This window comes from Pseudoalteromonas sp. THAF3 (genome assembly GCF_009363775.1).
In the GTDB taxonomy this organism is placed as follows: Bacteria; Pseudomonadota; Gammaproteobacteria; order Enterobacterales; family Alteromonadaceae; genus Pseudoalteromonas; species Pseudoalteromonas ruthenica.
The window spans coordinates 448,924-462,312 of record NZ_CP045418.1 but is presented as its reverse complement, the minus strand read 5'-3'; the positions used below and the strand labels follow the sequence as shown (position 1 = coordinate 462,312).

11 protein-coding genes are annotated in these 13,389 nt (G+C 48.3%); 6 read left to right on the top strand and 5 right to left on the bottom strand.

Going from position 1 to position 13,389, the window contains the following annotated elements:
* The first annotated feature begins 203 nt into the window (after positions 1 to 203).
* Positions 204 to 2,057: a sodium:proton antiporter gene (locus FIU82_RS02145; protein WP_022946037.1), complete on the top strand. Its 1,854-nt coding sequence runs from the start codon at positions 204 to 206 to the stop codon at positions 2,055 to 2,057.
* A gap of 41 nt (positions 2,058 to 2,098) precedes the next feature.
* Here the strand turns inward: FIU82_RS02145 and rpmG are convergent, their stop codons facing one another.
* From rpmG to radC, 3 genes are all read right to left on the bottom strand, one after another.
* Positions 2,099 to 2,254: a 50S ribosomal protein L33 gene (rpmG, locus tag FIU82_RS02140; RefSeq protein ID WP_022946036.1), complete on the bottom strand. Its 156-nt coding sequence runs from the start codon at positions 2,252 to 2,254 to the stop codon at positions 2,099 to 2,101.
* Positions 2,255 to 2,266: 12 nt separating this feature from the next.
* Positions 2,267 to 2,503 carry a 50S ribosomal protein L28 gene (gene rpmB / locus FIU82_RS02135; protein WP_022946035.1) on the bottom strand — a complete coding sequence of 79 codons (237 nt, stop codon included), beginning with the start codon at positions 2,501 to 2,503 and terminating at the stop codon, positions 2,267 to 2,269.
* A 223-nt stretch (positions 2,504 to 2,726) separates the two neighbouring features.
* A complete protein-coding gene (gene radC, locus FIU82_RS02130) occupies positions 2,727 to 3,401 on the bottom strand; it encodes a DNA repair protein RadC (RefSeq protein ID WP_022946034.1) in 675 nt (224 codons plus the stop codon).
* 105 nt (positions 3,402 to 3,506) lie between these two features.
* Here radC and coaBC point away from each other — a divergent pair, with 105 nt between their 5' ends.
* Both coaBC and slmA read left to right on the top strand, forming a co-directional pair.
* A complete protein-coding gene (gene coaBC, locus FIU82_RS02125) occupies positions 3,507 to 4,694 on the top strand; it encodes a bifunctional phosphopantothenoylcysteine decarboxylase/phosphopantothenate--cysteine ligase CoaBC (protein WP_152440212.1) in 1,188 nt (395 codons plus the stop codon).
* Between the two features lie 94 nt (positions 4,695 to 4,788).
* Positions 4,789 to 5,376, top strand: coding sequence for a nucleoid occlusion factor SlmA (gene slmA / locus FIU82_RS02120; RefSeq protein ID WP_022946032.1), 588 nt, complete (start codon positions 4,789 to 4,791; stop codon positions 5,374 to 5,376).
* A 1,122-nt stretch (positions 5,377 to 6,498) separates the two neighbouring features.
* Here slmA and zapE read toward each other — a convergent pair.
* Positions 6,499 to 7,617, bottom strand: coding sequence for a cell division protein ZapE (zapE, locus tag FIU82_RS02115; RefSeq protein WP_152440211.1), 1,119 nt, complete (start codon positions 7,615 to 7,617; stop codon positions 6,499 to 6,501).
* 69 nt (positions 7,618 to 7,686) lie between these two features.
* Between zapE and rsuA the strand changes: the two genes are divergently transcribed.
* The 3 genes from rsuA (at position 7,687) to FIU82_RS02100 (ending at position 11,602) form a co-directional block, all read left to right on the top strand.
* The gene (gene rsuA, locus FIU82_RS02110) at positions 7,687 to 8,388 is read left to right on the top strand and encodes a 16S rRNA pseudouridine(516) synthase RsuA (protein ID WP_152440210.1); all 702 of its coding nucleotides are present in this window, start codon (positions 7,687 to 7,689) and stop codon (positions 8,386 to 8,388) included.
* Between the two features lie 127 nt (positions 8,389 to 8,515).
* Positions 8,516 to 10,147, top strand: coding sequence for a methyl-accepting chemotaxis protein (locus tag FIU82_RS02105; protein ID WP_152440209.1), 1,632 nt, complete (start codon positions 8,516 to 8,518; stop codon positions 10,145 to 10,147).
* A 96-nt stretch (positions 10,148 to 10,243) separates the two neighbouring features.
* Positions 10,244 to 11,602, top strand: coding sequence for an MBL fold metallo-hydrolase RNA specificity domain-containing protein (locus FIU82_RS02100; RefSeq protein ID WP_152441444.1), 1,359 nt, complete (start codon positions 10,244 to 10,246; stop codon positions 11,600 to 11,602).
* Positions 11,603 to 12,368: 766 nt separating this feature from the next.
* Here the strand turns inward: FIU82_RS02100 and galE are convergent.
* Positions 12,369 to 13,385 (bottom strand): UDP-glucose 4-epimerase GalE, encoded by a 1,017-nt coding sequence (galE, locus tag FIU82_RS02095; RefSeq protein WP_152440208.1) that lies wholly within the window; start codon positions 13,383 to 13,385, stop codon positions 12,369 to 12,371.
* Positions 13,386 to 13,389 lie beyond the last annotated feature (4 nt).

Here is a 13,389-nt window from a genome sequence, read left to right as displayed (position 1 = left end):
TCTAGCGATGAATACATAAAATTTTGACCTATTATGAATTTTTAGTGATCTAAGGCTCTTTTTTACTTAAAGAGTAATCAGCTTCGCTATATCACACGTTAAAAGATGGGTAGTTATGCGTGTTTGACTGATGTAGCAAAACGTTGTCATCACGCTCTGCTTATCTCATACTGAGTTTTCATGGACAGATAATAAGGGTCTTTATGTCAGCAATTTATATTGCAGGAATTGCTTTATGTAGTGTTATTGCGCAATGGCTCGCCTGGGCCTTCCGTGTTCCCGCTATTTTATTTCTTTTACTCACTGGCTTATTACTTGGGCCAACCACCTCGTTACTCGAGCCCGACGAACTCCTTGGCGACTTACTGTTTCCAGTGGTGTCCTTATCGGTGGCGATTATTCTTTTTGAGGGCGCGCTCACGCTCCACTTTAGGGAGCTAAAGGGCATTGGTAAGGTGGTGCGCAACCTGTGCTCCATAGGCATGCTCATAACCTGTCTGGTCGTCAGCTTAAGTGCTTATTGGTTGCTTGAGCTCGATTGGCGTGTCGCAGCAGTGCTAGGCGCAGTATTGGTCGTTACCGGGCCCACGGTTATCGCGCCCCTACTTAACGCCATGCGCCCCACTCAAGACATTGACCGAGTACTACGCTGGGAAGGCATTGTGATTGACCCCATCGGTGCGCTCTTCGCTGTGTTAGTGTTCGAGGCGGTGATGTTAGTGGGGCAAAGCGATGTGTTTAGTCACACCCTGGGGGCATTGGTCACCACGCTGAGTGTGGGCTTTTCGCTCGGCGCTGCCGCAGGATGGTTAACAACGCAATTGATTCGTCGCGAGTGGCTCCCTTATGAGCTGCATAAGTTTGGTATTCTTGCGCTAGTGCTTATCAGCTTTACCGTCTCGAACCATCTCAGTCACGAGTCTGGGCTGCTAGCGGTGACGGTATTCGGTATTTGGCTTGCGAACCAAGACGATTTGGAAATTGACTCGGTGCTTGAATTTAAAGAAGACCTGTCGATGATTCTTATCTCTAGCTTGTTTATTTTGCTGGCAGCACGCCTCAAGCTTGAAGATTTACTGGCTCTGGATGCACAAGTCTTCATCTTTTTAGCCATTGTGCTGTTTGTCGCTCGACCACTGAATATTTTAATTTCTACTTATGGCAGTGACTTGCCCGTCAAATCGCGGCTGATACTGGCATGGATTGCGCCTCGCGGTATTGTTGCCGCCGCTGTCGGCTCGGTGTTTGCGCTCAGTATGGCCGATGCCGGTATTGTGGATGCCAATAAAATGGTGCCCTTAATCTTCACGGTGATAATTGTCACTGTGGTTTTAAATAGCCTCACCGCCATCCCATTAGCCAAAATGCTCGGGGTCCGTCAACCTGCTCCCTCGACCTTACTCATCATTGGTGCGAACCACGTTGCCAGAGCTATAGCCTGTGGCCTAAAAGAGCAAGATATCGATGTGCACCTCTCCGATCCGGCATGGGAAAACTGTAAAATGGCCCGTATGGATGGTTTGCCCTGCTATTATGGTAATCCGCAATCGGAACATGCCGAGCGGTATCTGCCACTAACAAGCATCAGTAAGGTGTTGGCACTGTCACCTAACCGCCATCACAACGCATTAGGGGTGCAATACTTTAGCCACCTATTTAGCGAAAACCGAGTGTTCTCACTCAAGTCATCACAAAACCACGCGAAAGCCAATAAAGACAGTGCTACTTTCCTCTCTCGACAAATTCTATTTGGCGAGAATGGTTCTTATGCCAAGCTCAGTAGCCTGATAGCCAAAGGCGGTAAGGTCAGTGCGACTCGATTAAGTGATGAATTTGACTGGCAACAATATCAAGAAGTAAATAGCGAAGCGATTCCGCTGTTTATTATTGGTAACGAAAAAGTAGTGCGTATTATTACCGCGCAAATGGAGAATCCACCAGCCAGTGGTGAGAAGGTTGTTGCTCTGCAGCCACCAAAAATGTCGATGGTGAAAGATGCACAGCAAAACCCACCGACCAAGAATCCGCAATTACAGCCAACAAAAAACCCGACATAAAGTCGGGTTTTCAAATTTGGAAGCGTACGCTTAAAATCAGATTACTTGATTTTTGCTTCTTTGAAAATCACGTGCTTACGAGCTTTAGGATCGTATTTTTTGATTTCCATTTTTTCAGGCATGTTACGCTTGTTTTTGTCGGTAGTGTAGAAAAAACCAGTACCGGCAGTTGAAACTAGACGAATCTTATCGCGCATGACTCAGGCTCCTTAAACTTTTTCGCCGCGAGCACGGATATCAGTCAGTACCGCGTCGATGCCTTTTTTGTCGATGATACGCATACCTTTAGTAGTAGTGCGTAGTGATACAAAGCGTTTTTCGCTTTCAACCCAAAAACGGTGAGTTTGTAGGTTAGGTAGGAAACGACGCTTAGTCGCGTTGCGCGCGTGTGAGCGGTGGTTACCTACCACTGGGCGCTTACCTGTAACTTGACAGACTTTAGACATGTCTATTTATCTCCAATAACTTCGCTCGAGCTTAATTTTCCCTTACGGCCTTTTTGTATACTGCCCCGGGATAAATCGAAGGGCGCTCTTTATACAGCATAGACAGGCAAAGATCAAGAAACCTGATCTCAGAATCAGCTCATATGTAAATTTGATAGCGGCTAATTATAAAGATCAACGCAGCAAAGGGAAAGCAAAAACTGCATTTAAATTGCACAAATAGCTACAGTAGGCCGCGCTCGGCAAAAGAGACCGCGTGGCAACCGCCTATCACTAAATGATCGAGCACACGAATATCGACCAAACCAAGAGCTTGTATTAGCTTGCGGGTAATGACTTCATCGGCCTGGCTCGGCTCGGCGATACCACTGGGATGATTATGCGCAAAAATAACGGCAGCGGCATTATGCTTGAGTGCTGCTTTAACAACTTCTCTGGGGTATACCGACGCTGCATCTATGGTGCCTTGAAACAACGTTTCTGTGCTTATTAAACGGTGTTGGGCATCAACAAACAACACTAAAAAGACTTCCCGTTGCAGCCCTTTTAATTCTAACTTGAGATAATCTTGCACCGCTTGTGGTGAGTCAAAGCTGAGCGCTCGTTCCAAACTTGTTTGTAAATATCGCCGCGCCAACTCAATTGCCGCCTGCAATTGCGTATACTTAGCGGTGCCCATACCTTTAAAACGGCAGAAATGGTCATGTTCAGCAGCCAACAAAGTATGCAGCCCTTGGCTTTGGCTGAGTATCTGTTGGGCTAGGTCAATAGCATTGCAACCGGCAATGCCCGTTCTAAAAAAGATAGCGAGTAATTCGGCATCACTCAGTGCCCCGGCACCCTGAGTAAGTAATTTTTCCCTAGGCCGTTGCTGGGCTGGCAAGTCAGTGAGTCGCATGGGCATTCCTTGGCTTTTGCGCTTATGAACCTTTCTCAACTATAGTGCAATAGCGGCACATCTGGTATCTTCTAAGCTGTCACACAAGCGATATTGTCTATTGTTATGCAAAATAAAAAGGTGGTCCTTGGGATCAGTGGCGGCATCGCCGCATACAAATGTGCAGAGCTAACCCGACGGCTGAAAGAACGCGGTTGTGAGGTCAAAGTGGTTATGACCGACAGCGCTAAGCATTTTATCACTCCGCTCACGATACAAGCGGTATCAGGAGAAATTGTTTCTGATTCACTGCTCGATCCTCAGGCCGAAGCAGCGATGGGCCATATTGAATTTGCTAAATGGGCCGACTTGATTCTCGTTGCCCCTGCGACAGCCAATATCATTGCCAAAATGGCGGCCGGTATTGCCGATGATCTACTCACTACTTTGTTGCTGGCCACCCCAGCTAAAGTTGCTATCGCTCCTGCCATGAACCAGCAAATGTATGCTCATGCGGCAACGCAAGCGAACTTAGCCACCTTAGCACAGCGAGATATTGCTATTTGGGGCCCAGGTGCGGGCGAACAAGCCTGTGGCGACGTAGGAGCCGGACGTATGCTCGAGCCCAACGAGCTTGTTGAGTTAGTGTGTGCCCCTACAGTACAGCCGTTATTAGCGGGTAAAACCCTCACCATCACCGCTGGCCCCACCCGTGAAGCGCTCGACCCTGTACGTTACATCTCTAACCACAGCTCAGGCAAAATGGGCTATGCCTTAGCCGCTGCAGGGGTAGCAATGGGAGCAACAGTGAACCTGATTTCCGGCCCGGTTAATTTACCAACGCCTGTCGGAGTCACGCGCATTGATGTGCAAAGCGCACAACAAATGCACCAACAAGCACTCGCTTTGGCGCCAAGCTCCGATATTTTCATTGGCTGCGCTGCCGTGGCCGATTATCGTGCTGCTGATATCGCCGAGCAGAAAATGAAAAAGCAAGGCGATGAACTCACCCTCACACTAGTGAAAAACCCGGATATTATTGCTGATGTTGCTGCGCTGTCTGAGAATAGGCCGTTTACTGTTGGTTTTGCTGCGGAAACACAAGATGTCGCCGCCTATGCACAGGGCAAATTAAAGAATAAAAAGCTAGATATGATTTGCGCTAATGATGTGTCGGTACAAGGGCAAGGGTTTAACAGCGATAATAATGCCCTGACCTTATTTAGTCATGACAGCACACAAAGCATTGCGCTTATGAAAAAAGATAAGTTAGCACTTACTGTCATCGAAGCAATTGCTACAAAGTTAGTGTAAAGGTCGCAAAAGACTGGAAAGGGACCTCACAAAGCATTAATATGGCGTTCATAATAAAGGTCAGTGACCACCAAAGTTGTTAAAAAGGAACGCCATGGCTGCCTCACGTCGCACTAACCGTAAAGAGCAGATTTTACAATCACTCGCGCAAATGCTGGAAACTAGTCCCGGTCAGCGTATCACTACCGCCAAATTGGCCGCCGAAGTAGGCGTTTCAGAAGCAGCTCTCTATCGCCACTTTCCTAGCAAAGCGCGTATGTTCGAGGGGTTAATTGAGTTTATTGAAGACACCTTGCTGTCTCGCATTAACTTAATCTTAGAGAACGAGAAAGAAACGCAAAGCCGTGTCTACAACATTTTGATGCTACTGCTAGCGTTTGCAGAAAAGAACCCTGGGATTACTCGAATTCTCACTGGTGATGCACTGCAAGGCGAAAACGAACGATTACGTGAACGCATTCAGAGTCTATTTGAAAAGCTAGAAACCCAGTTCAAACAGGTTTTACGTGAACGTAAATTGCGTGAGGGTAAGGCCTTTGCAAGTGACGAGGGAACCCTAGCGAACCTTTTCCTAGCGTTTGTTGAAGGGAAAATGAACCAGTTTGTACGCTCTAATTTCACGATTAAACCCAGTGGCCAATTTGATAAGCAGTGGCAAGAGCTACAGAAAATTTGGTTGTAGGTCAGGCTTTAGCCTGATAATCGAAATCGACCTAATACCCACGCAAGGCTAAAGGCCTTGCCGACAACAACCGACTACAGACCCGTTGTAGGTCGGGCTTTAGCCTGACAATCGACATCGACTTCACACCCGTTGTAGGTCGGGCTTTAGCCTGACAATGGAAATCGGCCTTACACCCACACAAGGCTAAAAGCCTTGCCTACAACATCAAACTGCACACCCGTTGTAGGTCGGGCTTAGCCTGACAATGGAAACCGGCCTCAAACCCGCGCAAGGCTAAAAGCCTTGCCTACAACAAACTACACACCCGTTGTAGGTCAGGCTTTAGCCTGACAATCGAAATCGGCTTCACAGCTGCGCAAGGCTAAAAGCCTTGCCTACAACAACAAGCTACACACCCGTTGTAGGTCGGGCTTTAGCCCGACAATCGAAATCGACCTAATACCTGAGCAAGGCTACAAGCCTTGCCTACAAAAACAAACTACACAGCCGTTGTGGGTCGGGCTTTAGCCTGACAATCGAAATCAGCCTAACACCCGCGCAAGGCTACAAGCCTTGCCTACAACATAAAACAACCTACCCGTTGTAGGTCGGGCTTTAGCCTGACAATGGACATCAATCTAACAGCTGTGCAAGGCTAAAAGCCTTGCCTACAACAACCAACTACACACACGTTGTGGGTCGGGCTTTAGCCTGACAATCGACATCAGCCTAACACCTGCGCAAGGCTAAAGCCTTGCCTACAAAATCAAACTACACACCCGTTGTGGGTCAGGCTTGAGCCTGACAATGGAAATCGACCTAATACCTGAGCAAGGCTAAAAGCCTTGCCTACAACAACCAACTACAGACCCGTTGTAGGTCGGGCTTTAGCCTGACAACCGAAATCAACCTTACACCCGCGCAAGGCTAAAAGCCTTGCCTACAACATCAAACTGCACACCCGTTGTAGGTCGGGCTTTAGCCTGACAATGGAAACCGGCCTCACACCTGCGCAAGGCTAAAGCCTTGCCTACAACAACAAACTACACATCCGTTGTAGGTCAGGCTTTAGCCTGACAATCGACATCAACCTAACAGCTGCGCAAGGCTAAAAGCCTTGCCTACCTCTGCCCTACAACATTAGTGGCTTGGTAAAGACCAACGTTGCATTTCAATTAAGCGCGACTGGGTTCGTGCAAACTCAAAAGCTAAACGCTCTCCTTGATAAAGCGACTCTAGCTCCACCTCTGCAGTGATAACTAGCAACTTATGGTTATCATAAAACTCATCAACCAAAGCAATAAAGCGCCGCGCTTCATCGTCATACTGAGCCTGGCGCTGTGGGGCCTGATCGCGGATGTAACCATCTTCTGTGCCTTGGGCTACATGTGCGCTGTGCATAGCGACTCCCATAGCCGGGACTTTGTCCACATAAAGCACCTGCAGTTGCTGGGCCAGCTCCATATAATCTGCACTGGCGCGACCATCGCCACACAAGGCAAAGAAATCAATCATGGCCGCATCGCTGGCATAAGCCATAAAATGCATGCTTCGTCGGTTTATCTCTCGTATGCAAGGCTTAATAGAACAGCGTTGTTGCTGCTTAAACAGCTCACTCAACACCTCTGGGCCATAGGCGAGGTAGTAACGAAAGCCAGCAAACCCTTGCAGCCGATAATCTAGCTCACCGCTGACATCACAGAGATGGCAATGCGCTTCAAGTAAGGCGATGGTAGGTTCAAAGCGCGCTCGCTGTAACCCATTGCGATACAACTGCTGCGGATGGCAATTACTGGTTGCTACCAAGACCATACCTTGGGCAAACAAAGCCTCGAATAGCCGGGCCATAATCATGGCGTCACCGATATCGCTTACGAAGAACTCATCAAAACACAGCACATCGATACTTCTGGCATACTCTTTTGCCAACTGACGCATAGGATTCTTCACCCCCTGCAACTGCCCCAAGCGTTGATGCACAAAAGCCATAAAGTGATGAAAGTGTAAACGTTGCTTTTTATCACTATTGAGATGCTGGAAGAATAAGTCCATCAGCATTGATTTGCCCCGCCCTACCGGGCCATATAAATATACCCCGGTGGTGACTTCAGGACGACGCCAAAAGCACTGAGACGATGAGCGCTGCTCAAGCTCCTGCGCTAAACGGGCAAGCTCCTCGACCGCCCGTTGTTGCGCATCATCAACGGCAAGTATTTGCGCATCAATTTGCTGTTGGTACTGTGAGAGGATTTTATTCACGGTGGCTGTTTTCGCTGAGACGCATAAGCTATACTCGCGCCATTGTAGCGAAATTAAAGCCCCGACCCAATGAAGTTTCCTTGCCGTTTAGATAAGTTCATTAGCCACGTTACCCAGTTACCACGTACCAAAACCAAGGCCGTGATCAAAGCCAAGCGGGTATGTGTGGGTGGTGAGATGACCACACAGCAAAACACCGCTATTGATGAGAACACCGTGGTTACTCTAGACGGTGAACAGTTGCATTATTTGGGCAAGCGCTACTTTATGCTTAATAAGCCCGAAGGCTATGTATGTGCTAATAGTGACGATTTACATGCAACGGTGCTCGATTTAATGGATGAGCCCAACTTGCAGGAATTGCATGTTGCTGGGCGTTTGGATATAGATACCACTGGCCTAGTGCTGCTGAGTAACGATGGTCAGTGGACACATCAAATAACTAGCCCAAAGAAGCAGAAATACAAAACCTATGTGGTGGAGTTAGGGCAACCTATTACCGAACACGCGGTGCATGAACTTGAACAAGGGGTGCAGCTACATGGCGAACGTGAACTCACTCGCCCAGCCAAAGTTGAGGTATTAGCCCCCTATCAAATTCGCTTGCATATTGTTGAGGGTAAATATCATCAGGTGAAGCGTATGCTAGCCGCCGTTGGCAATGAGGTGGTCGCCCTGCACCGAGAGGCCATAGCCGGTGTGACTCTTGATGACGCGCTTGCCCCAGGGGAGTACCGAGCCTTAAGCGAAGATGAAATAAACCTTTGTTGAGCGTACCTACCAAACATACACTCAAAAAAAATTCAACAGAAAAAAGTCTGTTTTTGCGGCTTTTGCCTTAAAAAGCCGCTGAAAAAGTGATAAGTGTAACAAACCGCTTATCGATTTGGAGCTTGCTGTGTTCGCAACGTTCTCTTTACGAAGCAAAATTATTGCTTTTGCTGTCACCCTATTTATTGCCCTTATTGCCGTCGCTTTGCTAGGTTTGCAAGCCTTGCGTCATGCTAGTGAAAACGACAATATTGCCCGTATTAATCAATTGATGAAAAGTACCGTCAATGTGGTTGAGGAGCTCGAAACCTTAGCGGCTCAGGGTGAGCTTAGTGACGCGCAAGCACAAGCTTACGCCAGCACCATATTACAAAATAATACTTACCATGACTCTGAGTATGTGTATGTAGTCAGCAGCGATCTCAACTTTGTTGCCGCACCGCATGATCCGCAATTGCACGGTACCAGCTTTAATGACTTCAAAGATGCCCAAGGCAACAGCATTGGTGCCATGGTGGAGCGCTTAGTTGGTAGCAAAACGGGTGAGATCATCACCTACCACTGGACTTCTGAGCGCGATGGTGAAGTCGTTGATTTAACCTCAGTTGTACAAAAAACGCCTCGTTGGGGTTGGTATATTGGTACCGGCATCAGCTACAAAGAAGTCGATCAGCGTTACTGGAGCACCGCCAGCTGGTTACTCGGTTTATCGCTTATCATCGCGGTATTACTCACACTCGCCTTAGCTAAGTTTGGTTTAGCACTGACCAATGCCTTAGGCGCTGAATTAAGCTCAGTGAGAGATATCGTAACGCAAGTATCACGCGGGCGTTTGAACAATACTATCGCCCATCAAGAACACAACAAAGATAGCATTATCGGTAGCATGGCCTACATGCAACAAGGATTGCAGGGAGTGGTAACAGGCATAAAAGAAGCCGCAGACACCTTACAGCAACAAAGCGTAGACTCCGACAAACGCTCGGTTGAGCTGGAGCGCTTAACGCAATCGTTACAGCAAGATACGGCCATTGTGGCCTCAGCGATTACTCAGCTTACGGCCTCAGCGCAAAGTGTGGTCGACCTTGCCGAGCAATCAGCTTACGCCGTTGGTGAAGCTGAGCAGCAAGGCCAAGCAGCGAACGCGTTGACAGAGGAGGCTGTTGACACCATTTCCCTTTTAGAGAAACAAATTGACAGCGCTGGTAATAATATTCAGCTACTCGATGACGAAGTCAATAATATCGCCAATGTGCTCGGGGTTATTCAAGGTATTGCCGAACAAACAAACCTACTGGCGCTGAATGCGGCCATTGAAGCTGCTCGCGCGGGCGAGCAAGGCCGAGGTTTTGCAGTGGTCGCGGATGAAGTGAGGCAACTCGCGCAGCGCACCCAAAGTAGCACCGAAGAAATCCACAGCATGATCACTAATCTACAAAGTGCCACCAGCGAGGCTAAACAGTCGGTACAAATGAGCATTGAGACCAGTGAACAAACCGTGAGTAAATCGCAACGAGTGCGCACCGAGTTAGTGCATATCGCCCAGTCGTTGAGTACCCTAGCCGGTATGAGCCAAGAAATAGCCAGTGCCGCGAGAGAGCAGCTCGGGGCAGGTGAAGATACGGCAAATCGCGTGGTGGTGATCTCTGATACCGCCACGAACACAGCGCAGGTATCAAAACAGGCGCATGAGGCCAGCGAAAGCATGCGTGCACTTACTGAGCAACTAGAGCAACAAACGCAAAAATTTGAAACCTAAAACCTTGTACCTCGAAGGGCTGATGTTCTCCGCACTTAAGTGCTACAGTGAAAGCATAAGCAGCGAATAAAAGCGATATGATCAACAATGGATGAGGTGCAAATACGCCATCATGGCGCGGTAAACGGTGTTACGGGCTCTTGCCATGAACTTCAGGTGAGTAAGGCACAGTCGGTGCTGGTAGATTGTGGGTTGTTTCAGGGTGCCGAGGCCAAGCCAAGTTTGGCCATCGACTTTGATATAAGTGCCGTGACTGCGGTTATCATCACGCACTGTCATATTGATCATGTCGGCCGCTTACCTTATTTACTTGCAGCGGGATTCACAGGCCCCATTTATGCTTCACAGGCGACATCGGCATTATTGCCTTTGGTCATTGAAGATGCGCTTAAACTTGGTGTCACTAAAGAGCAAGAGTTAGTGGCCACCTGTATTCGTTTGCTTAAACGCCAATTGGTGAGCGTTGATTTTAAGCACTGGTATGATTTACCCAACACCGATTGTCGCTTTCGACTGCAACGCGCGGGTCATATTCTTGGTTCAGCCTATGTGGAAATTGATTTGCCGCATAACGAGACCCGTCATCGCGTGGTGTTCTCGGGCGATCTTGGAGCCCCTTACACTCCATTACTACCAGCGCCGAAAGCGCCCTACAAGGCCGATACTTTGGTTATTGAGTCCACCTATGGCGATAGCCTCCATCATGGCCGTAAACAACGTACACAGCAACTTAAAGCCGTGATTGAACGCGCGGTGTCAGATAACGGCGTGGTGCTCATTCCAGCCTTTAGCATTGGCCGCACACAGGAATTACTATACGAGCTTGAGCAGATTATACACAGCGCTAAAAAGTACTCTTTCTGGCAAGATATCGAAGTGATTATTGACTCTCCCATGGCAGCAAATTTCACCCGAGAATATCGGCGCTTTAAGTCATTATGGGATAAAGAAGCCAAAGCAAGAGTGGCTAGAGGTCGCCACCCTCTCGATTTCGATAATATAGTGACGATAGATACTCACCAACAGCATGTGCAGCTACTGCAATATCTTCAGAAAAGACAAAAGCCCGCGATTGTCATTGCTGCTAGCGGCATGTGCAGTGGCGGGCGTATAGTTAACTATCTCGTTGAGTTTTTACCGGAGCCCACGACCGATGTCATTTTTGTTGGCTACCAAGGTGCAGGCACGCCAGGGCGAGCTATTCAAAAATATGGCCCGCGAGGAGGCTATGTTGAACTAAATGAGCAACGCATTGATATCAATGCACATATCCACACCATCAGTGGTTACAGTGCACACGCCGATCAGGCTGGGCTGATACGCTTTGTTACCGGCATGCGTAAAAAACCTCAGCATATTAAAATTGTTCATGGCGATAATGAGGCCAAACAAGCGCTGGCAGAACAGCTCAGAAGTAAGCTTGCGCAGCAAACCAAGGTAGAAATAGCCACCTGATGCCTGCGCAAGGCTGAAGCCTTGCCTACAAAAACCAAGCTATACACCCGTTGTAGGTCAGGCTTTAGCCTGACTGTCTGGATACACCTAATACCTGCGCAAGGCTGAAGCTTTGCCTACAACAAACCACACACCGGTTGTGGGTCAGGCTTTAGCCTGACTGTCTAGCTACACCTGATACCTATGCAAGGCTAGAAGCCTTGCCTACAACAACCAAGCTACACAGCCGTTGTGGGTCAGGCTTTAGCCTGACTGTCTAGATAAACCTAATACCTATGCAAGGCTGAAGCCTTGCCTACAACAACCAAACCACACATCGGTTGTAGGTCAGGCTTTAAGCCTGACTATCTGGGTACACCTGATACCTGTGCAAGGCTGAAGCCTTGCCTACAAAAACCACACATTGGTTGTAGGTCAGGCTTTAGCCTGACTGTCTGGATACACCTCTCACCTGTGCAAGGCTGAATCCTTGCCTACAATAACCAAGCTACACATCCGTTGTAGGTCAGGCTTTAGCCTGACTGTCTAGCTACACCTGATACCTGTGCAAGGCTAGAAGCCTTGCCTACAACAAACTACAATCGGTTGTGGGTCGGGCTTTAGCCTGACTGTCTAGCTACACCTCTCACCTGAGCAAGGCTGAAGCCTTGCCTACAACACCCTAGCTACACCTGATACCTGTGCAAGGCTGAAGCCTTGCCTACAAAAAATCACACACCGGTTGTGGGTGTCGATAAAAAAAAGGAGCTAAACGCTCCTTCTTTAATTAATCTTGATACCCATCCGGGTTTTTGCTTTGCCAGCGCCACGTATCTTGCATCATCTGCTCAATACCTCGCTGTGCATGCCAGCCAAGCTCATCAGCGGCTTTTTGAGCGCTGGCGTAACAGGCAGCAATATCACCGTCACGGCGTGGTGCAATTTCGTATGGCACGGCTTTATCGGCGGCTTGCTCAAACGCTTTGACCATTTCCAGAACCGAGTAGCCATTCCCTGTACCCAAGTTATAGATGTGCACACCGCTATGCAGGCTAAGCCAATCCAAAGCTTTTAGGTGGCCAATAGCAAGATCAACAACATGGATATAATCACGCACTCCGGTGCCATCTTTGGTGTTGTAGTCATCACCAAAAACTGCCAGTTGCTTGAGCTTACCTACCGCCACTTGAGAAATATAAGGCAGCAAATTGTTTGGAATACCATTGGGATCTTCGCCTATTTGCCCACTATGGTGCGCACCCACCGGATTAAAATAACGTAAAATAGCGAAACGCCAACGCTCATCCGATTGCGCCACATCCTGCATGATTTGTTCAACCATTAACTTTGACGTGCCGTATGGGTTGGTCGTCCCTCCCACAGGTGCCGACTCCTTAATGGGCAGAGCCTCAGGGTCACCATAAACGGTCGCCGATGAGCTGAACACTAAAGAAAACACACCAGCATCGCGCATGGCCGAAATTAACGTCAATGAACCTTGTACGTTATTTTGGTAATACAGCGTAGGCTTAGCAACAGATTCACCCACGGCTTTCAAACCCGCGAAGTGCACAACGCTATCAATATCATGGTTCTTAAATACACTATCAAGTGCGCCTTTATCACACACATCACCTTTCACAAAGGTGACAGGCTTATCGGCAAGCGCCTCAACGCGACGTAGCGACTCTCTGGAGGCGTTACTCAGGTTATCAAAAACCACCACCTCACTTCCTTGATTTAGCAGTTCCAACACGGTGTGAGAACCAATGTAGCCGGCACCACCTGTCACTAAAATTGCCATTTTA

Bases quoted from the DNA above. Each gene is read 5' to 3' on its own strand.
- FIU82_RS02145 (WP_022946037.1), top strand. From the start codon at position 204: ATGTCAGCAATTTATATTGCAGGAATTGCTTTATGTAGTGTTATTGCG.
- rpmG (WP_022946036.1), bottom strand. From the start codon at position 2,254: ATGCGCGATAAGATTCGTCTAGTTTCAACTGCCGGTACTGGTTTTTTC.
- rpmB (WP_022946035.1), bottom strand. From the start codon at position 2,503: ATGTCTAAAGTCTGTCAAGTTACAGGTAAGCGCCCAGTGGTAGGTAAC.
- radC (WP_022946034.1), bottom strand. From the start codon at position 3,401: ATGCGACTCACTGACTTGCCAGCCCAGCAACGGCCTAGGGAAAAATTA.
- coaBC (WP_152440212.1), top strand. From the start codon at position 3,507: ATGCAAAATAAAAAGGTGGTCCTTGGGATCAGTGGCGGCATCGCCGCA.
- slmA (WP_022946032.1), top strand. From the start codon at position 4,789: ATGGCTGCCTCACGTCGCACTAACCGTAAAGAGCAGATTTTACAATCA.
- rsuA (WP_152440210.1), top strand. From the start codon at position 7,687: ATGAAGTTTCCTTGCCGTTTAGATAAGTTCATTAGCCACGTTACCCAG.
- galE (WP_152440208.1), bottom strand. From the start codon at position 13,385: ATGGCAATTTTAGTGACAGGTGGTGCCGGCTACATTGGTTCTCACACC.